Origin of the sequence: Brevibacillus humidisoli (genome assembly GCF_020923435.1) — a bacterium.
Classification (GTDB): Bacteria; Bacillota; Bacilli; order Brevibacillales; family Brevibacillaceae; genus Brevibacillus_E; species Brevibacillus_E humidisoli.
Map to the genome: position 1 here is coordinate 4,416,918 of NZ_CP087263.1, position 25,306 is coordinate 4,442,223.

Consider the following 25,306-nt stretch of genomic DNA (forward strand, 5'->3'; position numbering starts at 1 on the left):
GGATGTTCTGGTTGGGGGGACTTTCGTTAAGCTTGTTGTCAGCGGTCTCGTTTGGGATTTTGTCCAATGTACCGCTGCGGACACTGCCGGCAGTTGGCCTGGTGGGGATGTCTGGATGGGCGATCTATCGACTGGCCACACTAGAGGGGCTGGCGGCCAGTTTCGCCACTTTTCTGGGATCGACGTTTATATCGTTAGCCAGCCAGACCCTCTCCGTGCGTCTGCGCGTGCCGGCGACCAACTTCAGTGTCGCCGGCATCATCGTACTGGTTCCGGGTTCAACCGCCTACAAATCAATGCTCGCCTTTATCAATGGCGACTACCTTGGCGGGGTTACCTTGGGAGCACAAACCTCCCTTTTGGGAGGGGCGATAGCCGCCGGTCTTATCTTGGGTCTGTCGCTATTCAGGCTGTGGAAAGGATTTGTGTCCCGTTATGCTCGCAATGCTCGCACGCGTGCGAAAACAGATTGATGCGGAGGGGCTGCTGGCCCCAGGTGACAGAATCGTGGTTGGTGTATCGGGAGGAGTCGATTCAACCGCGCTGCTGCATGTGCTGTGGTCGTTAAATCGCGAGTACGCCTACGGCTGGACACTGCATGCGGTCCATCTCAATCACGGTTTTCGAGGGGAAGAGGCGAGACAGGATGCCGACTACGTCAAACAGGTGTGTGACCAGTTGCAGATAACCTGCCACTTGTTTGCGGAAAACGTCTCCTTATATATGAAAGAACACGGTATCGGGGCACAGGAAGCTGGTCGCGAGCGTCGTTATGACCTGTATCGACAGGTAGCTCGACAGGTAGGGGCAGCAAAAGTGGCGGTTGGTCACCATGCCGACGATCAGGTGGAGACCATTCTTTTCCGGATGCTGCGCGGCACTGGGCTGCACGGTCTGTCCGGCATGCCTGCCCGTCGTTGGCTCATTCCCGGCGAGGTAGAGATCGTGCGTCCGCTGCTCGTCGCCTATCGTGACGATTTGGAAGCCTATTGTCAGCAGGTAGGATTAAGCCCTCGTCTCGATCAGAGCAACTTGTCCCGCAAGTACAAGCGCAACAAGCTAAGACTTGATGTACTGCCTCACTTGGCCGAGATCAACCCCCGATATCGCGAGCATCTGCTGCAGCTGGCTTCGTTGGCAGAGGCTGACGACGCCTTTTTGAACCGGTTAAGTGATGATCAGTTGGAGCAGGTCATCACAGCTCGCGAGACCAGCCAAATCGTCATCGACGGGAAGAAGTTTCGATCTTGTGACCTTGCTTTACAAAGGAGAATGATTCCTCTAATATTAAGTTATCTGTCTACCTTGACAGATTGGTCTTCGCAGCATGTGGAGGCCGTTTTGCGTGTCATTTGTGGTGATCACCCGTCTGCCGTTGTACATCTGCCTGATGATCTCGTGGTAAAGCGGGTATATCAATACATACACTTTGTAAGAGAGCGTCGAACAGAGCCAACAGAAGTGAACTATTGCTATGAGTTGGCTGTTCCAGGGAGAATCTGGATTGAAGAGTGCAGGGCATATCTTGCTGCCGAATGGCGGACAGAGGCTCCTGATTGGGAGAGATTGACTGCTTTTGATGCTGTGTTTGACGCTGATTTGGTAGCTGGCAGCAGGCTGTTGGTGCGGAATCGCCGGAGGGGGGATCGCATCGCTCTGCTTGGTGTGTCCGGGACCAAGAAGCTGAAGAATCTGCTGATTGACTACAAGGTACCCAGAGCTTGGCGTGACCGTCTGCCGCTGGTAGTGGCAGATGATCGCATCATCTGGGTGCCGGGCGTTCGTCGTTCGCGGCACGGTTTGGTCGGTGAGCAGACCACGCAATACATATGGTTACACACGGAGTTCGCTGAAGAGTGGCAGGAGGTTTTTTTGGAATGATGAATGACATCAAGGAGATTTTAATAACGGAAGCGGAAATCGCAGAAAAGGTAAAGGAACTGGGTGATACCCTAGGCGCGGAATATCGGGACAAAAACCCGCTGGTGATCTGTGTATTAAAGGGTGCCGTCCTGTTTATGGCCGATCTGGTGCGTCAGATGAACATTCCTTGCGAGATGGACTTCATGGCTGTATCCAGCTATGGCACGAGTACGGTCTCTTCCGGTGTGGTGCGCATCCTCAAGGATCTGGACACATCGGTACAGGATCGTCATGTGCTGATCGTGGAAGATATTATGGACAGCGGTTTGACCCTTAGCCGGCTGGTGGAACTGCTCCAGCACCGGCAGGCCGCATCTGTCAAAGTGGTTACGTTGCTGAACAAGCCGGAGAGACGCAAAGTGGAGATCAAGCCTGACTACAGCGGGTTTACCATTCCAGATGAGTTTGTTGTCGGGTATGGCCTTGACTACTCCGAAAAGTATCGCAATCTGCCCTTCATCGGCGTGCTCAAACCGGAAGTCTATGCCGGTTAGTTTGGTTGTGATGAACAGGAGCGATGTGATAAAATGTTGGAAGTGTCTTTTCGCGAGAGGAGGTAAGAAATGAATCGGTTTTTTCGCAATACCGGGTTCTATCTACTTATATTTCTCGTCACGGTTGGGATCGTTAACTTCGTCCTCTCCGGGACAGACAAAGTATCACAGCTGACGTATCAAGAATTTCGCACCGAGCTGTTAAAAGACAACGTACTCGAGATCACGCTTCAACCAGACGGGGGTACATATCGCGTTGAGGGAACACTGAAGCAGGCTCCTCCTGATCGGGAGAAAACCTTTGTCACCCATGTTTTCCTCTACGATTCCGATATTATACAGTTGATCAATCAAAAGATCGACAACCAGATCATCGAAGACGTCGTCATCGAGCGGCAAGAAGGAAACAACATTTGGCTAACCTTCCTTACCTCGATCATTCCCATCGTGATCATCTTCATCCTGTTCTTCTTCCTGTTCAATCAGGCGCAGGGTGGCGGAAACCGGGTAATGAACTTTGGTAAAAGCCGCGCCAAGCTGTATAATGATGAGAAAAAGCGTGTTACGTTCGAAGATGTGGCGGGTGCGGATGAGGAAAAGGCGGAACTGGTGGAAGTGGTCGAGTTCCTCAAAGACCCGCGCAAGTTTGCTGCGGTTGGCGCACGTATCCCAAAAGGTGTTCTTTTGGTAGGACCGCCTGGAACGGGTAAAACGTTGTTGGCCCGTGCTGTAGCTGGGGAAGCGGGTGTGCCGTTCTTCAGCATATCCGGTTCTGACTTCGTGGAGATGTTCGTCGGTGTGGGTGCATCCCGTGTACGTGATTTGTTTGAAAATGCCAAGAAAAACGCACCATGTATCATCTTTATCGATGAGATTGACGCTGTTGGTCGTCAGCGCGGCGCTGGGCTAGGGGGCGGCCACGACGAGAGGGAGCAGACCCTGAACCAACTGCTTGTAGAGATGGACGGTTTTGGGGCTAATGAAGGGATCATTATCGTTGCTGCTACGAACCGACCGGATATTTTGGACCCGGCGCTGCTTCGTCCGGGTCGTTTTGACCGGCAGATCACGGTGGATCGCCCCGATATCAAAGGGCGCGAAGCTGTACTCAAAGTCCATGCGCGCAACAAACCGCTCGGTGATGACATCGACGTGGACATCATCGCCCGCCGTACACCAGGCTTTACCGGTGCCGATCTGGAAAACCTGCTGAACGAAGCGGCGTTGTTAACCGCACGGAAAAACAAGAAACAGATCAACATGGAAGATATCGACGAAGCGATTGACCGTGTCATCGCGGGTCCGGCCAAGAAATCACGCGTGGTCAGTGACGATGAAAAACGGCTGGTCGCTTATCATGAAGCAGGTCATACGATTATCGGGTACCATCTGAAGCGGGCTGACATGGTCCACAAGGTAACGATCATTCCACGCGGCCAGGCAGGCGGTTACACCGTGATGCTGCCGAAGGAAGACCGCTATTTTGCGACCAAGTCCGACCTGCTCGACAAGATTACCGGGCTGTTGGGCGGCCGCGTCGCGGAAGAACTGGTGCTGGGCGACATCAGTACCGGCGCTCACAATGACTTTCAGCGTGCCACGGCGATTGCCCGCAGCATGATTACCGAATACGGTATGAGCCAATTGGGGCCGATGCAGTTTGGTCGTTCACAGGGCCAGGTCTTTTTGGGGCGCGATATCGGACATGAGCGCAATTACTCTGAACAGATCGCCTACGAAATCGACCAAGAGATGCAGCGGATCATCAATGAGCAGTACGAGCGCTGCAAAGAGCTGCTGATCAAGTACCGCGATCAGTTGGAATTGATCGCACAAACCTTACTCAAGGTGGAGACGCTCGACGCCGAGCAGATCAAGCAGTTGATTGAAACAGGCAAACTGGAGAAACTGCCGGCCGAGAAGTCCGATGTCGTCGTGCACATCCAGTCAAAGAATGAAACGCCAGAGCAGGCAAACGATTCAGAGCAGGAAGAAGAAGACAAGTAGGAGCGCCATAGGTGCTCCTTTTTTTGACAGAAAACAGTCGGTAGGGTACGCTTGCATCATCAAAGGTGGTCAGTCGGGAATAACCTCGCCACCAGATGGATGGAGGAGAGAAAAGATGAGTACACGTGATGTTAGGCTGGTTGCATTTGACATGGACGGCACGCTGCTCAATGAAGCATCAGAGATGACCCAGGCGACCAGAGAAGCATGCCAGCAGCTGCAGGCGGAAGGCTGTCGGTTGGTCATCGCCAGCGGGCGTACCTATAAGTCGGCCCAGTCACCAATCGACGGCTTTTTGTTTGACGGGTATGTTTGCAGCAACGGGGCTGCTATCTACGAACAGGACGGCAGGTTGGTGACCTGTACGACGCTTGATCCGCTTATGATTGTCCGTGCTGTGGTGAAGATCAGAGAGAGGCCGATCTACTACGAACTGCACGATATCGGGAGCAACCGCTTGATGGTTAAAGAAGACCGGGATCGAGTGGAGTCGCTGTTGGATTCAGCGGATCTGACGACTCGGGAGCATCTTCTGCGCCACTTTTCTTTTTACAAACTGACGCAAGCGGTAGAGATGGACGATCTTTTTGACAGGATTACTCGTGGGCAGAGTCAGATTACCAAACTGTTTATCTGGCACAGCCAGCCGACGGAACTGGCGTGGGTACGCGAACAACTGCAGCCATTTGAAGGAGAAGCAACCATTACGTCTTCAGGCATTTACAATGTGGAAGTGATACCAGCTGGTGTGAGCAAGTGGAAGGGACTGCAGTACTTCCTGGAGAAATGGCAGATCTCGGCGGAGCAGGCAGCGGCATTTGGCGATGCTGACAACGATCGGGAGATCCTGTCGCAGGTCGGCCACTCGGTCGCGATGGGCAACGCACCTGATGACCTGAAAGCGATCTGTCGCTACGTGGCTGGTCATCACGACGAAGATGGGGTGGCAGGTTTTATCCGTAAAAATCTGCTTGGCACTACCTGATTCATGCAGGTTACCCAGCCAGATAGCCATTGACATTACCAGGTACCCGGCTTACAATGACCCTAATGAAAAGAGAGAGAGAACGTTGAACAGATGGGGAGGTTAGAACCCTATGGAAGCGTTGGCGTTAGAAAAGAAAGCACAGCGCAATGCCGAACTGCGTGAGCGATTGATGCAGTTGAAGAAAGAGAGAAACGCCATCATTCTTGCACACTATTACCAACGGGCTGAAATACAGGAAGTGGCTGATTATATAGGAGACTCTTTTGGATTGGCACAGAAAGCACGGGAGACGGATGCGGATGTGATCCTGTTCTGCGGCGTTCACTTCATGGGAGAAAGTGCAAAAATTCTCAATCCCAATAAAACCGTGATTATTCCAGATGAACGGGCCGGCTGTCCGATGGCCGACATGGTTAATGTAGAAGGGCTGCGCAAACTGAAAGCACAGCATCCAAACGCCAAAGTGGTGGCCTATATCAACACATCGGCCGATGTGAAGGCGGAAACATACATCTGCTGTACGTCGTCCAACGCCAAGAAAGTAATCGAATCGATTGACAGCGACGAGATCATCTGGGTGCCGGACAAGAACCTGGGGCACTATGTCTCCCAGTTTACCGACAAGAAAATGATCATCTGGGAAGGGTACTGCAATACGCACGACCAACTCTCGGTACAAGATGTGATGAACCTGAAGCGCGAACATCCGGATGCGCTGTTTGTCGCTCACCCGGAGTGCCGCCCGGAAGTGGTCGCTTTGGCTGATTTTGTCGGATCGACGACCGGAATCCTCAAGTACTGCCGGGAGTCCTCTCACAAGAAGTTTATCATCGGCACAGAGGATGGAACGGGGTATATGCTGCAGCAAGACAGCCCGGATAAAACGTTTATCTTTGCGTCCAAATATCTGGTATGCCCCAACATGAAGGTGAACAACCTCAAAAAATGTGTAGAGGCACTGGAGAAGATGAGTCCGGAGATTTACGTGCCGGAGCATGTAGCAGAAGCGGCACGTGCTTCCCTGGAGCGGATGCTGCAAGTATCACCCAACTAAAGAATGACAGGCGTAACAGCCGCCGCACCTTTTCTCGCATAGAGGGGCGGCGGCTTTGTTTTTTTATAAGACTTTACCTGTGCCCGAACTTTGAGGCTCCTTCTCGTGCATCCCGTTTCGCACGATTCTCTTTTCCCCTGACGGTTTTTCTCATGCGGACAGCAAGCACAACAGATACGGATCGCAGAAAGGTGTGCTTCCGATCCGGCTGCTCTGTTGACTCCATGGGATGTTTTACAAAAAAGAGTTGACATTATAGGGTAGGGGGGTATAGTATTTAAGTGTGATCACCACTCCTTCGCTGCCATATGGCCCATCTGCGGACGAGTGAAGTCGGACATCATACCAAGCAATCATTAAAAAACAACGCAACAAGGAAAGAATAGAGAAAGAAAGGGTGAGTGTGATGGAAAAGCAAACCACGCTCCAGATAACAGGAATGACGTGCGCCGCCTGTGCACTGCGTATAGAGAAAGGATTAAACAAGCTCGATGGCGTTTCAGAGGCCAGTGTGAACTTGGCTCTGGAGAAGGCCTCCATTACGTATGATCCGGCAAAGGTTGATGTGGCTCAGGTGGAACAAAAGATCCAAGACTTGGGTTACGGAACGGTAAAGGAAGCAGTTGAACTGCAAATCAGCGGGATGACGTGCGCCGCCTGCGCCAATCGGATAGAAAAAGGATTGGGCAGGCTGCCTGGCGTGACAAATGCGACTGTGAACTTTGCACTGGAAACGGCTCGCATCGAATACACACCCGGCCAGGCCACTGTCAGCGACATGGTGAAAAAAGTGGAGCAATTGGGGTATCAAGCAGCCCCTAAATCGGAGCAGACTGATTCGATTGACCACCGCCAAAAAGAGATCGCGACCCAGAAGCGAAAGGTGCTCATCTCGGCGGTGCTTTCGTTCCCGCTGCTATGGGCAATGGTGAGCCACTTTTCGTTTACCTCGTTCATCTGGCTGCCTGAGCTGTTCATGAATCCGTGGTTCCAGTTGGCGCTGGCAACACCAGTCCAGTTTGTGATCGGCAAGCAGTTTTACGTGGGCGCCTACAAAGCGCTTCGGAACAAAAGCGCCAACATGGACGTGCTGGTCGCGCTGGGTACCTCTGCTGCGTACTTTTATAGCTTGTATCTCACCTTGCAATCGCTGAACATGGCACATGGCCATCAGGTGGAGCTGTACTATGAGACCAGCGCCGTTTTGATTACGTTGATCCGGCTGGGCAAGCTGTTTGAGGCTCTGGCCAAGGGTCGATCTTCAGAGGCGATCAAGTCGCTGATGGGCCTGCAGGCCAAGACAGCCCTAGTGGTTCGTAATGATCAGGAGATCCAACTGCCGGTTGAAGAGGTTGTCGCAGGTGACATTGTCATCGTGAAGCCGGGCGAAAAGGTGCCGGTTGATGGAGAAGTGCTGGAAGGTACCTCCACCGTAGACGAGTCGATGCTGACAGGTGAAAGCATTCCGGTCGAAAAGCGGGCAGGCGACCAACTGATTGGCGCGACGATCAATAAAAACGGTGTTTTGAAGATGAGAGCAACCAAAGTGGGCAGAGAGACCGCTTTGGCGCAGATCATCAAGGTAGTGGAGGAAGCGCAGGGCTCCAAGGCGCCGATCCAGCGGATTGCCGACACGATCTCCGGCATTTTTGTGCCGATTGTGGTGGGGATCGCCGTCGTGACTTTCCTGATCTGGTACTTTGCCATCGAACCCGGCAGCTTCGCGGGTGCGCTGGAAAACGCCATCGCCGTGCTCGTTATTGCCTGCCCTTGTGCACTCGGCTTGGCGACGCCTACTTCGATAATGGCAGGATCCGGGCGTGCTGCCGAGCTGGGAATTCTGTTCAAGGGCGGTGAACACCTGGAGTCGACGCACAAGGTGGATGCAGTCGTGCTGGACAAAACGGGTACCGTTACCAACGGGAAGCCTGAGCTGACCGATCTCATCCCCGCCGACGGCATCGACGTTGACCAGTTTCTCAGCATGGTTGGGGGGGCGGAGCGTAATTCCGAACATCCATTGGCAGAGGCGATTGTCAATGGGATCAGAGAAAGGCAAAACAACACGGAATGGCCTGCAGCAACTACATTTGATGCAATCCCCGGCTACGGCGTTCGAGCTGTCTTACAAGGAAAAGAGGTGCTGGTGGGAACTCGCAGATTGATGAGCAAGTACGGGGTGGATGCAGCCGCCGCTTACGAGCTGATGGATCGATTGGAGGAACAGGGAAAGACGGCTATGCTGGTTGCGATGGATGGAGCCTATGCCGGATTGATCGCGGTCGCCGACACGATCAAGGAAACCTCGCGAGAAGCAGTGGAGCGGCTGAGGGCAGAAGGCATCGAGGTGATCATGATTACCGGTGATAATGAACGGACCGCCCAAGCAATCGCCCGGCAGGCCGGTATCGAGCACGTCCTGGCCGAAGTGTTGCCGGAGGGGAAAGCGGAGGAAGTGAAGAAGCTGCAGCAAACCGGTAAAAAGGTAGCGATGGTGGGAGACGGTATCAACGATGCGCCAGCTCTCGCTACCGCAGATATCGGGATGGCGATTGGGACTGGTACCGATGTAGCGATGGAGGCGGCCGATGTAACACTGATGCGCGGCGACCTGAACAGCATCGCCGACGCGATTCTCATGAGCCGCAAAACGATGACCAACATCAGGCAAAACCTGTTCTGGGCCTTGGCCTACAACGTGATCGGCATCCCGGTGGCCGCTGCCGGATTTCTCGCTCCCTGGGTGGCGGGAGCGGCGATGGCGCTTAGTTCTGTCTCCGTCGTACTCAACGCACTGCGGCTGCAGCGGGCCAAACTAGGCTGACATCCACCGTCTGCCTGCCGCCGAGCGCACAGAAGGTGCCATACCGATAGAGATGGTGCTTACCCGGAGAAATGGTGCTCTCACGAAGAAAAGGTGCGAAACTAATAACAGTGCTGTCGAAACCAATAGAAAAGGATGAGCCGTCTTGGCTCATCCTTGATTTGGCATAGGGGTAGGTGTCGGTTTCGCATAGCCTGATTTGTATTTTTCATCGATCAGTGTACGAATCTCATGTACCGACTTGCCCTGATCTTTTAGCTCGCTAGATACGTAGGCGATCTCCAGGCAGACACCGCAGCGGGTGCCGTGGTCATCCCAGAGGACCGATCCGTCCTCTTTCACTTCCTTGATAAAGCAGTTGCCGTTGTGCTGGTGCCCGGCGCTCTCACCGCAGCCGCAGTAACAAGGGATATGCTGCAGCGTGTCTTGATGCTGGCCGGCGATTTGGTACACTTCCTTGATCCGTGGATCTACCTGGTCAAGGAACGACGGCAGATCCTCGATGGAGGCGGTTAGTTCCTGCAGATCGCCATTTGGCGCATGCTGCTGGTGGCCTACTTCGGCAGCCGAATCCTCAGATGCGGAAGAGCAGCCGACGACGAGAGAAAAGCTTAACAGACCAATATATAGAAAACGAACTCGCTTCATCGTGATTTCAACCTCCTTGTCCCCCGCATTATACCACAGCAGACAAAGAATCCACCCAATCCGATTTTGACGAAATCGAAAAAATTTCTGTAAATCGTAATTAGTCTTATTTACTTCTAGGCTGCATATCGTTATAATGAGAGAAGTAAATCGGAATGATTATGAAATAGAGGTAGGGAGCGATAGAGATGAAAAGATGGGGAGGAACATGGTCAACTGTTGTAGGGGTGTTTGCGGCACTGGCATTAACGGCGTGCGGTCAGCCAACCGCAGTCGGTGATCCAGCAAAACAACCGGTTTCTGCGGAAGAAGGACAGGTTGACGAGAAAGTATTGGTTTATACCACGCTGTATCCATTGCAGTATGTAGCGGAGCGAATCGGCGGCGAATACGCCGAAGTCAAAAACATTGTACCGCCTGGTGTGGAGCCACATGATTTTGAACCAACAGCAAGAGACATCGTCGCACTGTCTGAAGCCCAGGTGTTTGTCTACAACGGCAGTGGCTTTGAGCTGTGGGTGGAAAAGGCAGTCGAAGGTATCGACAGAACCAAGACCATTGTTGTCAACGCTACAGAGGGTCTGCCCTTGCTGACTGTTTCGGAAGAGGGGGATCACCACGACCATGGAGCCGAAGACGCCCATGCAGAGGCATCCCATGCAGAGGAATCCCATGCTGATGGGGAGCATCATGAAGCGGAGCATGCTGCTGAGGCTGAGCACAACCACGATCATGGGGCCGAAGATGCTCATACAGAGGAGGCTCATGCAGAGGAGTCGCATGCTGCTGAGGAACATCCTGAAGATCAGCACGCTGCTGAGAGTGAGCACAACCACGATCACGACCACGGTCCAAATGATCCGCATGTCTGGCTGGACCCCACTCTGCTAAAACAACAGGCGGAGAAAATCAAAGATGCGCTGATCAAGGCTGACCAGGCTCATCAGGAGGAGTACCAGCGTCAGTACGAAGCACTGGCTGCTGATCTGGATGCGCTAGATCAGGAGTATCAGGCAGTGGCTGCCAAGGCAAAGCAGAAGGAGTTTGTCGTCTCTCATAGTGCGTTTGGATACTTGGCCCATCGGTACGGTCTCACTCAGACATCGATCTCCGGGCTTTCTCCAGCCGATGAACCTTCTGCGGCGGAGTTGAAAGAGTTGGTTGAGCATGTGAAGGAAAATCAGGTAGAATATATCTTGTTTGAAACGCTTGCATCGCCAAAAGTGGCGGAGGTAATCGCTCGTGAAACAGGGGCGCAAACGGCAACATTAAATCCGTTGGAAGGCCTGACCGAAGCTGAGCAGCAGGAGGGGAAGGATTATCTCTCGGTGATGCGGGAAAACCTGCAAACCCTGCGCAAGGCGCTAGGAGTTGATGAGTAGTGGAAGGACAAAAAGCGGGAGGCGAGCCGGTTGTTCGGCTGTCTTCCGTCTCTTTTCAATACGATGGAAAAACGGTGCTGGATCAGATTGACTTCACCCTGCATAAGGGGGATTTCGTCGGGATTGTCGGCCCAAACGGGTCAGGCAAATCGACACTCCTCAAACTAATTCTCGGGCTGCTTGCACCGCAGCAGGGTGCGGTTGAGCTGTTTGGCCAGTCGCTGTCCCGTTTTCGTGACTGGTATAAGATCGGCTATGTAGCCCAGCAGGCGGCGCATGGCACCGGTGGATTTCCGGCTACGGTGCGGGAGGTGGTCATGTCTGGGCTGACCGGTAAGGTTGGCATGTTTCGCAGGTTGACCAAAGAACATCGGCGCCAGGCGGAAGAAGTCATCAACCGGGTCGGCCTTGGCGACAAGATCGATGCCCGGATCGGCTCACTATCCGGGGGACAGCGACAGCGGGTCTTCATCGCCAGGGCACTCGTATCAGAGCCGGAGCTGCTGATCCTCGACGAGCCAACCGTAGGAGTGGACCAGGAGTCAATCGAGCAGTTTTATCAACTGCTTCGCTCCCTCAAGGAAGAAAGTGGACTGACGATGATGATTGTGAGCCACGATATCGGCGTGATGACCCAGTGGGTGAACAAAGTAGCCTGCCTGCAGCGGCAGCTCCACTTTCACGGCAGTTCCGATGAGTTCGCCCACAAACAAGAGCAGGTGCTGCAGCGGATGTACGGGGAGTCGATTCGCCTGCTGACGCACCATCACTAGGCACATGACAGAGATCACGGGTGGGCACGCTGCCGGTGGAAGGAGAAATGAGGATGTTGGCTGACTGGTGGCAATATGATTTTTTGCGGTATACCTTGTTTTCTGGACTCTTGATTGGACTGATCTGTCCTGTTCTCGGTACGTTTCTGATTGTTCGCCGGCTGTCGATGATGGCAGACGGGTTGTCGCACGTTACCCTTTCTGGAGTGGCGGCCGGTATGTTACTATCAAAGAAAGTTTCCCTTTTCAGCGGGGTGAATCCGCTTTTTTTTGGAATGCTTTTCTCGGTGCTCGGATCGCTGTTTATCGAGCGTCTACGCAAGGTGTACAAGGCGTATCAGGATTTGGCGATCCCGATCACACTCTCAGCCGGACTTGGCTTGTTCACCGTACTGATCAGTATGGCGGACGGGTTTAACGCTGATCTGTATTCTTATTTGTTCGGCAAGATCGTAACCGTCACAATCGAAGATCTGTTCGCGCTGATAGGCGTTGCCAGCGCCGTGTTGATCACGGTATGGTTGATTTATAAAGAGTTGTTCACCGTCTCATTTGACGAAGAATTTGCCCGGGTCTCCGGGGTGTCATACCGCTGGATCAATCTCTGGTTTATGATTCTGGTAGCGCTGACCATTGCTGCTTCGATGCGGATCGTGGGCGTACTGCTGATCTCCGCGCTGATCACGCTTCCTGTGGCGGCCAGTCTGCAGCTTGCGACCAGTTTCAGGCAGGCTATCTTGCTGGCGATCTTGTTTGCCGAGACAGCTGTGCTGTCCGGCTTGTACGTCGCCTACCTGCTGGACTGGGCTTCAGGGGGGACGATTGTGCTGGCGGCGGTCTTGATCTTGCTTGTCGTGTTGGCTGCCAAAAAGCTAAGGGTACTGGTTGCACGCTAAACAGCACGAAAGGAGGAAGCGGCGTTGACAGTGGAGGAAGCTTTGCAAATCTTGAAAGAACGAGGATACAAATATACGGGCAAGCGGGAAGAGATGATTCGGATTTGTGCGGATGAGAAGCGCTACCTGTCGGCGAAAGAGATTATGGAACAGATGCAGGAGGAGTACCCCAACCTTAGTTTTGACACGGTTTACCGCAATCTCTCCACATTTGTCCAGTTGGGCATCTTGGAGGAGACAGAACTGGAGGGGGAAGGGAAGTTTCGCCTCGCCTGTTCCGCAGCGGGCCATCACCACCATGTGATCTGCACCATTTGCGGAAAATCTTCGTCGCTTCCTGGCTGTCCCATGACGGCGCTGCCCCATCTGCCGGAAGACTTTCACGTGACCGGCCACAAGTTTGAAGTGTACGGTACCTGTAAAGACTGTTACGGGACAGCCCATTCATAAGCGGTGTCGGGCTTGACCCATGATCTTCCTGGCAAAAAGGCATTGACAACCTTCTTTTCCAAACCCTAAGATAGGGATAAATACGGAAAGAAAGCGTTTTTACCACAGGCGTGTTACTGGGGAGACCAGGCATGAGCCGGGGGGAGCTCTATTCGTGCATTCGGAGGGAGTTTTACCGGCTTTTTTTGATCCCGAGAGGTACAGCGTTTTTCCGTAGGAAAGTGGTGACTCTCTCTTGACGATGTCCCGTAGCTATACGGTTCAGCGGGCGTTCAACAACAACGTCGTCCTAGTAAAAGAAGAGCCGAGAGGCATGGAGGTCATCCTGTTGGGAAAAGGGATTGGTTTCGGCAAAAAGCCGGGCCATGCCATCTCGATCGACGATGAGCGGATTGAAAAGAAGTTTCGCCTGGAAGACGAACAGCACATCAAACAGTACCATCATCTGATCAGTCAGGTGGATCAGGATGTGATTGGTCTGTCCGAAGAAATAATCGCCATGATTGCCAAGGAGTTTGCACCGGCGCTAAATGAGCACGTGCACCTAGCCCTGCCCGACCACATCCAGTTCGCCATCCAGCGGCTGCAAAACGGAATGGAGATCGTCAATCCGTTTTTGTTCGAGATTCAGACCTTGTACCCAAAGGAGTGCGCGCTGGCCCAACGGGCAGCGGAGCGGATTGAACGGGATTTTGGTGTGGAGATCCCGGAGAGCGAGGTGGGATTCCTCGCCCTGCATATCCATTCCGCAGCGACGCCGTTTCCCGTCTCTCGGACGGTGCGCTTTACCAACCTGATCAAGGAATTGGTTCAGCAGGTAGAGGAGCAGACGGGGACGAAGCTGCAGAGTGGCAGCATCGATTACGTCCGTTTGATCACACATCTGCGTTTTGCGATTGAGCGGATTAATCAGGGAAAGGCCGTGCAAAACCCGCTGCTGGACCGGGTAAAGACGCTGTTTCCGGAGGCTTATCAGCTTGCGGCCTCTCTAACGGCGAAGATCTCGCAGCGGCTGCAGGTCGAGGTACCGGAAGACGAGACGGGTTACGTCGCGATGCACCTGCAGCGGCTGCTGCAAATGCCGGAAGCATAAAACAATCAAACAACGGCGTGTTACTAGTTCGACTAGGCATGAGCCAAGAAGGGGATAAAAGGAGTAAGATTCCTTTTTCCTGCTTGGTTCATGCTTTTTCTTTTTTGGCTGTCATCAAGTGAAAGAAATCAGTAATGGAGGTCACAGATGCTGGGTAAATTATTCGCAAAAAAGAAAAATCATCGTCAGGTTGCCCTACTGGCACCGTTGTCTGGTCAAGTGATCGCATTGGAACAAGTACCTGACCCTGTCTTTTCGCAAAAAATGGCCGGAGACGGTGTAGCGATTGTCCCAACCGAGGGCAAACTGGTAGCGCCGATCGACGGAAAAGTGGTCTCTCTGCTCCAGACCGGGCACGCCGTCGGGTTGGCCAGCGAAGATGGCTTGGAGATCTTGCTCCATATCGGCATTGATACGGTGAAGCTCAACGGAAAGGGATTTACGCCCAAGGTACAGATCGGCGACCGGGTGGCAGCAGGAGAGGTGCTGATCCAGTTTGATCTGGAAGCGATCAAGGAAGCAGGGTTCTCGCTGATTACACCTGTGGTGATTACCAATGAACAGCAAGTGGTCAGCGACAAGACGTTCCATTCGGACATCGATGCACAAGCAGGTGTGACGGAAATCATCAACGTCACGTTGAAATAGAGTATTTTTACGACGTGTGCCTGGATGCGTTTTCAGCTTTTCACAAGACGCCAGAGGCGTTAAAGCGGCGATGCACCCAGGCAGACCAGTTTCACCAATTGGGGAGAAGGGGAAATCCAGATGATTCGATTTGACGTAGATGTGACGGTGGCAAGCGGCCTGCACGCGCGGCCTGCTTCCATGCTGGTGAACCGCGCCAAGCCGTATTCCTCTGTCATCACCTTAGTCAGAGAAGGGAAGAGGGCGGACGCCAAAAGCATCCTCGGTGTGATGGGCTTGTGCGTCAAGGCCGGAGAGCGGATTACCATCGAAGTGGACGGAGAAGATGAGCAGATCGCTGCTGAGTCGATCAAAGAGCTGTTTGTCAATCAGTTTGCTTGAATCCGCCCGTCCAGGGTATACCGATCCAGATATGCCAGTACAGCAGGTCTCTGCTATGGGCAGAGATGTGCTTGCTGATAGATTTCAATCCATGACAAAGGGGAGGTTTTTGTATGTTGGCTTTTTTGCAAAAGGTCGGGAAGTCGTTGATGCTGCCGGTCGCCACGCTGCCTGCCGCTGCCCTGCTGCTGCGGTTTGGTGCAATCAGCTATGAAAACGATTTCAAGTTGGGCGCGTTCGGAGCGTTTCTCGATCAATACGTGGCACCCTTTTTGCTCGCCGGTGGAGATGCTATCTTCGCGAACTTATCTCTCATTTTTGCTGTAGGCGTAGCGATTGGGTTTGCCGGGGACGCGGTGGCTGCATTGGCTGCTGTGATTGCTTATCAGGTGCTGGTCGCCGTACTTGGCAAGGTACCTGCTGCAATGCCGTTTATCAATGATGAAGTAACCCTGAACATGGGCGTGCTCGGCGGGATTCTCGCCGGGGGGATCGCCGCCTACATGTACAAACGGTACCATGACATCAAACTGCCGGACTGGTTAGGGTTCTTTGGAGGCAAACGCTTCGTGCCGATCGTCACCTCGCTTGCTATGGTCGTGATCGCCCTGCTGTTCGGATTGATCTGGGGGCCGGTTCAGGAAGCATTGGACGCTTTCGGAAACTGGATTGTCGGACTGGGTGCTGTCGGCGCCGGATTGTTTGGCTTCTTTAACCGTCTGTTGATTCCGTTTGGTCTGCACCATGTCTTAAACGCGATTGCTTGGTTCCAGATCGGCAGCTTTACCGATGCCGCAGGCAATGTGGTGCATGGTGACCTTCATCGTTTCTTCGCAGGCGACAAGACAGCAGGTATGTTTATGACTGGATTCTTCCCGATCATGATGTTCGCTCTGCCTGCTGCCGCGTTTGCGATTATTCATACGGCGAAGCCGGAGAAGCGGCTGGCCATTTCTTCGGTCTTCATCGGTACGGCGCTTGCTTCGTTCCTGACGGGGATCACCGAACCGATCGAGTTTGCCTTCATGTTTGTCGCGCCGCTGCTGTTCGTGGTACACGCCGTACTGACAGGGGTGTCGGCATTCCTGGTCACGATGTTGGGCATCAAGCATGGATTCGGCTTTTCGGCCGGTTTGATCGACTACCTGCTCAACATGCCGTTGGCCACGAATCCGTGGATGATCATTCCGATCGGTCTCGCTTTTGCGGTCGTCTACTACTTCCTGTTCCGCTTCCTGATCGTCAAGCTGAACCTCAGGACGCCCGGTCGTGACGACGATGAGGCGGATACCGCTGGGGACGGCGCCGCTGGTGTAACCGGTCTGACTGAGAAGGCTGCCAAAGTGCTGGCGGCAATCGGCGGCAAAGGGAACATCAAGGACGTCGATGCCTGCATCACCAGACTGCGTCTGGTTCTGCATAACGATGCGCTGGTTGATGAGAAAACATTGAAAGCACTGGGTGCAGCCGGAGTGCTCAAGCTGGGCCAAGGCAGCGTGCAGGTTGTATTTGGCACCCAGTCGGAGATGCTGAAAGATGAGATTCTCAAGCTGATGTAAGCTAGTATGAAGCAAGTCCAAGCAAGTGGTAATCAATCCTACGGAAAGGTGCAGACAAGCAGATGAAACGATTGTTGGATTGTACAGCGTCCGATTTTCAGAAGATGAACGGTCAGCAGTTGAAACAATCGATTAAGGCGGCGGAAGGAAGAGTGCTGCTGGCTGAAGTGATTGGCGCCGTTCCCCCCTTGTACGGAGGGGTGACGAACGCCGAGATAGCTGCTGCCTTTGGAGCTGATCTGATTCTGCTCAACATCTTCGACGTATTTGCTCCGTCGGTGGCAGGTCTGGAAGTGGACGATCCGCAAACGGTCGTCCAGCGCTTAAAGCAGTACACAGGACGGCCGATCGGACTCAATCTGGAACCGGTGGACCTTACCTTGTCAGCAGCGTCCCGTTTTGATCAACTGCCGCCCGGTCGAGTCGCCAGCGAGCGATCATTTGCCGAGGCCAAGCAATTGGGCTTTGACTTCATCTGTTTGACCGGCAATCCCAAGACGGGAGTGACAAATGCCGAGATCACCGCTGCCATTGCCAAAGCGCGGCAGGTGATGGGAGACGACACCTTGATTATCGCAGGCAAGATGCATGGTGCTGGTGTTGATGCGGAAGTGGGCGAATCGCTGGTTGGTGAAGCTGATATCGTCTCGTTTGTCGAGGCAGGTGCCGATGTGATTTTGCTCCCTTCACCGGGCACGATCCCTGGGATCACGTTGGAGGTGTGCCGGGAGATGGTTCGCACGGTGCACCGACACGGTGCGTTGGCCATCACGGCCACCGGTACCAGCCAGGAAGGCTCTGACGAGCAGACGATACGGCAGATTGCCCTCTACAGCAAGATGGCAGGTGCTGACCTCTACCACATCGGAGACGCAGGCTACATGGGAATTGCGGTTCCGGAGAACATCATGCAGTACTCCATCGTCGTCCGCGGCCGACGCCATACCTACGTAAGGATGGCCTCGTCTGTGATGCGATAGTCAGAAGCCCGCATTGATTCCTCCCTTTTCCAACACGAGTGTAGGAAAGGGAGGTTTTTTGTATTGGAGCGGAGACGGTCTTGACGGCTTCTTATGCTGGCACTGGCACGAGCGGAGCGAACCTGTTTTTCTCTTTCGCCCCCCACTATGGTTCGTCCAAAGCAAACCCCCCGACAGCGTAAGTCCAAGTTTTCCCCTGGCGTTTTTTCTCCTAGGCTGGAATCTGCTTGTACCGATCTTCACAAGCTGATCATTTGGTGCAGATTTGCTATAATGAGTGCAGCATCAACCACCGTGAAGAGAGAAGGACGCGATGATGATACCGAGATACCTTGTCAATTTTGATCTAGACCGCATGCGCCGGGAGCGAACAGATGTCGTTGTTGTCGGGGCAGGGATCGCGGGCCTATATACGGCGCTGCAAGTAAGTACGTATGCGGATGCCATATTGATCAGCAAGAAAAAACTGGATGACAGCAATACAAGATGGGCGCAAGGCGGGATCGCCGCCGTAACAGCCAAATCAGACTCGCCGGCATTGCACCGGCAGGATACGCTGGTCGCTGGTGCCGGACTCTGTTCCGACGAAGCGGTCGAAGTACTGGTCCACGAAGGACCGGAGCGGCTCAAAGAACTGATCGAATACGGAACACAGTTTGACAAGGACGATCAGGGGCGCTATGAGTTGACACGCGAAGGAGCCCACAGCAAGCGGCGTATTCTGCATGCGCAGGGAGATGCGACGGGAGCGGAGATCGTCCGCGCCCTTTCAGAGCGGGTGCGGGAGACACCGAGGATTACCGTGCTGGAAGATCATTTTGTAGTCGATGTCGTCACACATGAGGAACAGTGTGTCGGCGTCCTGGCCATACCGCCGGACGGCGAGATGTTTTTTATCCAATCCAATGCGACCGTCCTGGCTACGGGCGGCGCAGGCCAGTTGTACCGCTATACCACCAATCCCGATATTGCCACTGCTGACGGGATCGCGATGGCCTATCGCGCCGGAGCCGATATCAAGGATGTAGAGTTTATCCAGTTCCATCCGACCGCTCTCTACTATCCGGGTGCACCCCGTTTTCTGATCTCCGAGGCTGTTCGCGGCGAGGGAGCGATCCTGCGCAACATCAACGGGGAACGCTTTATGGAGCAATACCACCAGCAAAAAGAGCTGGCGCCGCGCGATGTTGTGGCGAGGGCGATCGTGGCAGAGATGGAGAAGACCAACTCCGCTTACGTCTATCTCGATATTACTCACGAGCCGGAAGAATTGATCAAGCATCGCTTTCCAACGATTTACAAATTCTGTCTGCAGTACGGATTGGATATGGTCACGGACTGGATTCCGGTAGCTCCGGCCTGCCACTACATCATGGGAGGTGTCCGTACCGACTTGCACGGAGAGACCGCGACCAGCCGTCTGTTTGCCTGCGGCGAAGTCTCCTGCACAGGGGTGCATGGAGCAAATCGGCTGGCCAGCAACTCGTTATCGGAAGCCGTTGTGTTTGGCCACCGGATTGCCGAACGGATCAAGCAGCTCGCACCACGGGAGTCGCTGCCGCCGATCCGGTTTGAACAACCGCGTGAGCATCGCCCTTCCAATCCGATGCAGCAGCGTGTCAAACTGCAGAAGCTGATGCTGCGCCATGTCGGTTTGAAGCGGCACGAAAAGGGGCTGCGTAAAGCAAGTCATGAAATGGAGCGGATGAAGCGGTTGTTCCACTATGAACACCACACCAAGGAAGCATTTGAATTCCTCAATCTGCTCAATGCGGCATTGCTCACGACTCATGCAGCTCTGCTTCGCGAAGAGAGTCGCGGCGGCCATTATCGCAGTGATTTTCCGCAAAAAGATGATTTGATCTGGCGCAAGCACATTATTCAATCGATCAAGGACGGGGTTCGAGAAGAGGGGAGTATAGGTCATGTGGAGTAAGTGGGAGCTGCAGCGCAAACTGGAAGAGTGGCTTCAGGAAGATATCGGTTTTGGAGATATCACGACAAATAGCACGATTCCTGAACAGGAGCAGGGTACAGGGATCATCTATGCCAAAGAATCGGGAGTGATTGCCGGGCTTGCTGTTGCAGAGCAGGTGTTTCATCTGATCGACTCGTCGCTGGTTTTCCGCCGGCTGGCAGAAGAGGGAGACTGGGTGGAAAAGGGAGCTTCTCTAGCCGAAGTGGAGGGATCGGTTCGCTCCATCCTCAGCGGTGAGCGGCTAGCTCTTAATCTGCTGCAGCATCTGTCCGGTATAGCAACCCGCACCCATCAGTATGTACAGGCGATTGCCGGTACCAAAGTAAGGCTGGTTGACACTCGCAAGACGACACCGGGCATGCGGATGTTGGAGAAGTATGCCGTCCGTGTCGGCGGCGGGCATAATCATCGCTACGGTTTATACGATGCCGTATTAATCAAAGACAATCATATCAAAGGGGCAGGCGGGATTGGCAATGCGGTTTTGGCCGCACGAGCAGCGATCCCGCACACGATGAAGATTGAAGTGGAGACCGAGACGCTGACCCAGGTGCAGGAGGCGCTCGATGCCGGAGCTGACATCATCATGCTGGACAACATGCCGACTGACGTGATGCAAGAGGCCGTACAACTAATAAACGGCCGGGCGGCAGTGGAAGCATCTGGAGGGGTTACCCTGGAAACGATCGAGTCGGTAGCCAAGACGGGTGTTGATGTGATCTCAGTCGGAGCGCTTACCCATTCGGTTCGTGCCCTTGACATTAGTCTTGACTTAAATCAGAGGAAGCGGTAGAGGGGTTTTCAACGATGCTGATGGTCATCGACGTGGGGAATACCAACATGGTGTTAGGTTTGTATATAGAGGAAGAATTGAGCTATCGTTGGCGGATGGCGACAGACCGCAACAAGACGGAAGACGAGTACGGCATGTTGGTGCGTAGCTTGTTTGGCAGTGTCGGCCTCTCTTTTGCACAAGTGGAAGGCGTAATCGTCTCCTCTGTCGTACCGCCGCTTAATCATGCGATTGAACGCATGTGCACGAAGTATTTCCACCAGAAGCCGCTGATCGTGGGACCAGGGGTCAAAACCGGTCTCAATATCAAATCAGAGTATCCCCGTGAAGTAGGGGCGGACCGTATTGTGAACGCAGTTGCCGGGATCCACTACTACGGGACCCCGCTGATCGTCGTCGATTTCGGCACGGCGACGACCTTCTGCTACGTCGATGAACATGCTCGCTATCTAGGTGGGGCGATTGCCCCCGGCATCGGGATCTCCACAGAAGCATTGGTCAGCCGAGCGGCCAAACTGCCGCGGATCGAACTGACAAAGCCGACCAGTGTTGTTGGCCGAAACACAGTCGCTTCGATGCAGTCGGGGATTTACTACGGCTTTATCGGTCAGGTGGAGGGCATTGTCAGGCGGATGAAGGCAGAGGCGAACCGGGAACCGCATGTGGTGGCAACGGGCGGTTTAGCTGATCTGATCGGCAGTGAGACCGACTGTATTGACACAGTGGACGCTAACTTGACATTGAAGGGGCTGCGGCTGATCTACGAGCGAAACAAATCGTAGCTTCTCCTTTTTTCCCCTCACCAAAGACAAGTAGGGTGGCTGCAGCTATATGAGCTGCAGCTTTTGTATTCATAATAGGCATGTCAACCTCTTTTCCATCTAGACCAATAATTATTAGATAGTTTGGAAAATTGTCAAAATGGGTATCTCCTAACTAAAGGGGGAATGTCGTAGTGAATCTATCCATTCGCAGCAAATTATTCTTGATCTCATTACTCTTATTAGTTGTGCCTACACTGATTGTTGGAATGATTGGCTATCAGCAGTCCAAATACGCCCTTGATCAGATGGGGCAAGTAACCTTGCAAAACGCGGTCAAACAAACCATCGGGCTGATCAAAGCGCTTGATGAGGAAGTAAAAGAGGGACATATCTCACTTGAGGAAGCGCAGGAAAGAGTAAAGGTAGCCATCCTGGGCGAGAAAACAGCAGATGGCAAGCGGCCCATTCAGAAAGAGATCAATCTTGGACCCAATGGCTACCTCTATATTCTTGATGAAAAAGGGCTGCTGTTGGCTCATCCATCCTTGGAGGGACAGAGCTTGTGGGAGTTGCAGGACGCAGATGGAACCTTTTTTATACAGGAAGTGGTCAAACAAGCTCGAAACGGAGGCGGATTCACCCACTACCCCTGGGAACTTCCCGGGCAAAGCGACCTCGCTATAGAGCAGCGGCAGATCGCTCCCAAAATCGTCTATTCCGCACAGGATCCGTATTGGGGCTGGGTTGTGGTTTCCGGTTCCTACATGATGGATTACAATTCGGGAGCCGACGCGGTACTGTATGCTTTACTGGTCGTGCTGAGTGTTTGCTTGCTGATCGGCATCATTTTTATTTCTCTCTTTTCCAGACAAGTCTCCCGGCCATTGATTCAGATGTCGGCCGCAGCCAAACGCGTCTCGGAGGGAGATCTAACCGTTGAGCCCCTAAAGGTAGCCTCAAAAGATGAACTGGGTCAACTTGCGAGCGGTTTCAACACCATGATGGAAAACATGCGCGACCTGCTTACAAAGGTCGTAGAATCTACGCACCACGTGGCGTCCACATCAGAGCAGTTGTCCGCCTCGGCAGAGCAGACCGGAAAGGCAGCGGAACAGATTACCCAGTCGATCCAGGAGATCGCGACAGGTTCGGAGACTCAACTGTCAGGTGTGGAGAAAACGGAACGGGCGGTACACGAAATAACGGACGGCATCCGACATATCGCGACGACGGCTGCAGTTGTAGCCGAAGCTTCCGCCCATTCCGCCGTGCAGGCGGAGGCAGGAAATCACTCCCTGCAAAAAGTGGTTCAGCAGATGGAGTCGATCACCCGCTTGGTAGGGGAGTCGGATCATACGATCATGCGTCTGCTGGAGCGCTCTGCCGAGATCGGTGAGATCTTGGAAGTGATCCGCGGAATTGCTGGACAGACCAATATGCTGGCGCTGAATGCGGCGATCGAGGCGGCGAGGGCTGGTGAGCTGGGTAAAGGATTTGCGGTGGTTGCCGATGAAGTGCGCAAGCTGGCCGAGCAGTCCGAGCAGTCGTCACAAAAAATCGCCGATCTGATCCATGAGATTCAGGAGGATACGTCAGCCTCCGCCGTCTCTATGGGGCAGATCCAGCAGGAAGTAGGCCAGGGTATGGAAGCCGTGAGCGACACGGAAGGAAAGTTCCGGGCGATCGTAGAATCGCTGCAGCAAGTATCGGAGCAGGTCAAAGAGGTCTCAGCCGTTGCCGGACAGATGTCTGCCAACACCGAGCATGTCTCGGCAACAGTAGGCGAGATCACCCGCATTGCGCGCGATTCGGCGGACAGCGCCCAAAATGTGGCGGCTGCTGGAGAAGAGCAGTTGGCATCGATGGAGGAGATTACGTCGTCCTCCCATACATTGGCGCAGATGGCGGAAGAACTGGGTAGACTGGTCGGTCGATTTAGAGTGAGTTGACAGGTGCAGCGTGCGATAACCAATTCGTTACTGGCATGGACGACCATGGATGAATATGATATGATAACCACATCACAAACAATCTCGGGTATAATCCCGCATCGGGAGGTGGGCATGATGAAAAACGCACAGGTGATTGTTGGAGGAAACCAATATACAACTGCTTTTTCGCTGCCCACGATTGCATCGACTGGACAAAACGTGTGATCCACCTTTCACAGAGGTGTTTCATCGATTATCTGCAGGCCATGGGCAGCGATGCCCATGGCTTTTTATATGGAAGGGAGGATTACAGTCTTTCCGTCCTCCTCATCCGTTCTACTTCATCTTGATCCGTTCAACACTTTTTTGGGAAACCAGGGTGAAGGAGAGCGGGAGAGGACAGACTGACAGTCCTACTCCTTCGTAAACGATAAGCCACGGTTATACACTCGTGGTTTTTTTCGTGGAAAAGCAGTCTCACTCATCATTTAGAAAGGGGAGAGGTTTTATGGAAGCTTGCATAGATCGAAAAGCGGCAGCTCACTTCGTTGCAAAAACGAAGCATCACTTGCAAACCCAAGAAACTCAAGGAGGAATCCACAGTGGAATTGCGGACGTTAGGATGGAGTCACTTTTTTCAACAAGCGTTTGCCCCGTATCAGGAGCAGGGCTTCGTCCCAGGCAGGGTAGCGTTGGAGCATCAACACCTGTACCGTGTCTATAGCGAGTATGGAGAACTGCTGGCGGAGATCGCCGGAAAGATAAGACATATGGCCAGCGGGCGGGAGGATTACCCTGCTGTCGGAGATTGGGTCGTGCTGCGTGCACGTCCCGAGGAACAGCGGGCGACGATTCAGGCGATTCTGCCGCGCATCAGCAAGTTTTCGCGCAAAGCAGCGGGGCGGACGTTGGAAGAGCAGATCGTCGCGGCCAATGTAGACACGGTCTTTCTGGTCAACGCGCTAAACCATGATTTCAATCTGCGCAGGATGGAGCGGTACCTGATCCTGGCCTGGGAGAGCGGAGCCAATCCAGTCATTGTGTTGAGCAAGGCTGACCTATGCGCTGAGCGGGAACAGCGGCTGCAAGAGGTAAACAGCATCGCCTTTGGTGTCCCGGTTCATTTAGTGAGTTCCGTAAGCGGAGAGGGGATCAACGAGCTGTTTGCCTATGCGCAGGAGGGGCAGACAGTGGCACTGCTCGGTTCGTCCGGCGCAGGCAAGTCGACACTGGTCAATCGACTGTACGGAGAAGAGATCCAAGAGGTGCAGGAGGTGCGGCAGAAGGATGACCGCGGCCGTCATACCACGACGCATCGGGAGATGATTTTGCTGCCTGGCGGCGGACTGTTGATCGATACGCCAGGTATGCGTGAGCTGCAGCTCTGGGATGCGGATGAGGGGTTTGGCGACGCCTTTGAAGACATAGAGGCACTGGCTGCTGAGTGCTACTTCCGCGACTGCAGTCACCATAGCGAACCGCGCTGTGCGGTCAACGCAGCGATTGAGGATGGGCGTCTGGAGCGCTCACGATTGGACAGCTACCGCAAACTGCAGCGGGAATTGGCTTATCTGGCGAGAAAAGATGATCGCAAAGCGCAGGCTGCCGAGAGGGAGAAGTGGAAAAAAGTGTCTCAGCAGTTGAAGCAGCAAAAACCGCATCGGAATCAGTAATAAGTGTTACGCCCTTCTTAAATCGGCTCTCCGAGCAGATTAGGAAGGGTTTTTCCGTTCGTAGGAG

The 25,306-nt window shown here is 53.6% G+C and carries 22 protein-coding genes; 21 read left to right on the forward strand and 1 reads right to left on the reverse strand.

Annotation, left to right across the window (positions count from 1 at the left end; all coding sequences use genetic code 11):
* The first annotated feature begins 2 nt into the window (after nt 1–2).
* The 7 genes from LOK74_RS21455 (at nt 3) to LOK74_RS21485 (ending at nt 9,290) form a co-directional block, all read left to right on the forward strand.
* Nucleotides 3–473, forward strand: coding sequence for a threonine/serine exporter family protein (locus tag LOK74_RS21455; RefSeq protein ID WP_230044006.1), 471 nt, complete (start codon nt 3–5; stop codon nt 471–473).
* Nucleotides 436–1,881 carry a tRNA lysidine(34) synthetase TilS gene (tilS, locus tag LOK74_RS21460; RefSeq protein ID WP_338148625.1) on the forward strand — a complete coding sequence of 482 codons (1,446 nt, stop codon included), beginning with the start codon at nt 436–438 and terminating at the stop codon, nt 1,879–1,881. Before LOK74_RS21455 ends, tilS begins: the two co-directional genes overlap by 38 nt.
* On the forward strand, nt 1,878–2,417 hold the full coding sequence (gene hpt / locus LOK74_RS21465) for a hypoxanthine phosphoribosyltransferase (RefSeq protein WP_230044007.1): 540 nt from the start codon (nt 1,878–1,880) through the stop codon (nt 2,415–2,417). The genes tilS and hpt overlap by 4 nt, the downstream gene beginning before the upstream one ends.
* Before the next feature lie 69 nt (nt 2,418–2,486).
* Entirely contained in the window at nt 2,487–4,424 is a 1,938-nt protein-coding gene (gene ftsH / locus LOK74_RS21470; RefSeq protein ID WP_230044008.1) for an ATP-dependent zinc metalloprotease FtsH, read from the forward strand.
* 115 nt (nt 4,425–4,539) lie between these two features.
* On the forward strand, nt 4,540–5,409 hold the full coding sequence (locus LOK74_RS21475) for an HAD family hydrolase (protein ID WP_230044009.1): 870 nt from the start codon (nt 4,540–4,542) through the stop codon (nt 5,407–5,409).
* Nucleotides 5,410–5,521: 112 nt separating this feature from the next.
* Nucleotides 5,522–6,466 (forward strand): quinolinate synthase NadA, encoded by a 945-nt coding sequence (gene nadA, locus LOK74_RS21480; protein WP_230044010.1) that lies wholly within the window; start codon nt 5,522–5,524, stop codon nt 6,464–6,466.
* A gap of 406 nt (nt 6,467–6,872) precedes the next feature.
* A complete protein-coding gene (locus tag LOK74_RS21485) occupies nt 6,873–9,290 on the forward strand; it encodes a heavy metal translocating P-type ATPase (protein ID WP_230044011.1) in 2,418 nt (805 codons plus the stop codon).
* A gap of 150 nt (nt 9,291–9,440) precedes the next feature.
* Here the strand turns inward: LOK74_RS21485 and LOK74_RS21490 are convergent, their stop codons facing one another.
* Nucleotides 9,441–9,938: a PCYCGC domain-containing protein gene (locus LOK74_RS21490; RefSeq protein ID WP_230044012.1), complete on the reverse strand. Its 498-nt coding sequence runs from the start codon at nt 9,936–9,938 to the stop codon at nt 9,441–9,443.
* 188 nt (nt 9,939–10,126) lie between these two features.
* On the opposite strand from LOK74_RS21490, the gene LOK74_RS21495 reads away from it, so the two are divergent.
* The 14 genes from LOK74_RS21495 (at nt 10,127) to rsgA (ending at nt 25,239) form a co-directional block, all read left to right on the forward strand.
* Nucleotides 10,127–11,320 (forward strand): metal ABC transporter solute-binding protein, Zn/Mn family, encoded by a 1,194-nt coding sequence (locus LOK74_RS21495; RefSeq protein ID WP_230044013.1) that lies wholly within the window; start codon nt 10,127–10,129, stop codon nt 11,318–11,320.
* Nucleotides 11,320–12,093 carry a metal ABC transporter ATP-binding protein gene (locus LOK74_RS21500; protein ID WP_230044014.1) on the forward strand — a complete coding sequence of 258 codons (774 nt, stop codon included), beginning with the start codon at nt 11,320–11,322 and terminating at the stop codon, nt 12,091–12,093. Before LOK74_RS21495 ends, LOK74_RS21500 begins: the two co-directional genes overlap by 1 nt.
* 53 nt (nt 12,094–12,146) lie before the next feature.
* Complete coding sequence (locus tag LOK74_RS21505) at nt 12,147–12,989, forward strand: metal ABC transporter permease (RefSeq protein ID WP_230044015.1); 843 nt, start codon at nt 12,147–12,149, stop codon at nt 12,987–12,989.
* A gap of 24 nt (nt 12,990–13,013) precedes the next feature.
* Nucleotides 13,014–13,439 carry a Fur family transcriptional regulator gene (locus tag LOK74_RS21510; protein ID WP_230044016.1) on the forward strand — a complete coding sequence of 142 codons (426 nt, stop codon included), beginning with the start codon at nt 13,014–13,016 and terminating at the stop codon, nt 13,437–13,439.
* A 241-nt stretch (nt 13,440–13,680) separates the two neighbouring features.
* Nucleotides 13,681–14,532 (forward strand): glucose PTS transporter transcription antiterminator GlcT, encoded by an 852-nt coding sequence (gene glcT, locus LOK74_RS21515; RefSeq protein WP_230047090.1) that lies wholly within the window; start codon nt 13,681–13,683, stop codon nt 14,530–14,532.
* 147 nt (nt 14,533–14,679) lie between these two features.
* Nucleotides 14,680–15,180, forward strand: a complete 501-nt coding sequence (locus LOK74_RS21520) for a PTS sugar transporter subunit IIA (RefSeq protein ID WP_230044017.1) — start codon at nt 14,680–14,682, stop codon at nt 15,178–15,180.
* A 120-nt stretch (nt 15,181–15,300) separates the two neighbouring features.
* Nucleotides 15,301–15,561 (forward strand): HPr family phosphocarrier protein, encoded by a 261-nt coding sequence (locus LOK74_RS21525; RefSeq protein ID WP_230044018.1) that lies wholly within the window; start codon nt 15,301–15,303, stop codon nt 15,559–15,561.
* 113 nt (nt 15,562–15,674) lie between these two features.
* Nucleotides 15,675–17,120, forward strand: coding sequence for an N-acetylglucosamine-specific PTS transporter subunit IIBC (gene nagE / locus LOK74_RS21530; RefSeq protein ID WP_230044019.1), 1,446 nt, complete (start codon nt 15,675–15,677; stop codon nt 17,118–17,120).
* A gap of 62 nt (nt 17,121–17,182) precedes the next feature.
* Nucleotides 17,183–18,100, forward strand: a complete 918-nt coding sequence (locus tag LOK74_RS21535; protein WP_230044020.1) for a DUF7916 family protein — start codon at nt 17,183–17,185, stop codon at nt 18,098–18,100.
* A 316-nt stretch (nt 18,101–18,416) separates the two neighbouring features.
* Nucleotides 18,417–20,036: an L-aspartate oxidase gene (locus LOK74_RS21540; protein ID WP_230047091.1), complete on the forward strand. Its 1,620-nt coding sequence runs from the start codon at nt 18,417–18,419 to the stop codon at nt 20,034–20,036.
* On the forward strand, nt 20,026–20,871 hold the full coding sequence (gene nadC / locus LOK74_RS21545; RefSeq protein WP_230044021.1) for a carboxylating nicotinate-nucleotide diphosphorylase: 846 nt from the start codon (nt 20,026–20,028) through the stop codon (nt 20,869–20,871). Before LOK74_RS21540 ends, nadC begins: the two co-directional genes overlap by 11 nt.
* Before the next feature lie 14 nt (nt 20,872–20,885).
* Nucleotides 20,886–21,653 (forward strand): type III pantothenate kinase, encoded by a 768-nt coding sequence (locus LOK74_RS21550; RefSeq protein ID WP_230044022.1) that lies wholly within the window; start codon nt 20,886–20,888, stop codon nt 21,651–21,653.
* A gap of 173 nt (nt 21,654–21,826) precedes the next feature.
* On the forward strand, nt 21,827–23,584 hold the full coding sequence (locus LOK74_RS21555) for a methyl-accepting chemotaxis protein (RefSeq protein WP_230044023.1): 1,758 nt from the start codon (nt 21,827–21,829) through the stop codon (nt 23,582–23,584).
* A gap of 584 nt (nt 23,585–24,168) precedes the next feature.
* Nucleotides 24,169–25,239, forward strand: a complete 1,071-nt coding sequence (gene rsgA / locus LOK74_RS21560) for a ribosome small subunit-dependent GTPase A (RefSeq protein WP_230044024.1) — start codon at nt 24,169–24,171, stop codon at nt 25,237–25,239.
* The last annotated feature ends 67 nt before the right edge of the window (nt 25,240–25,306 follow it).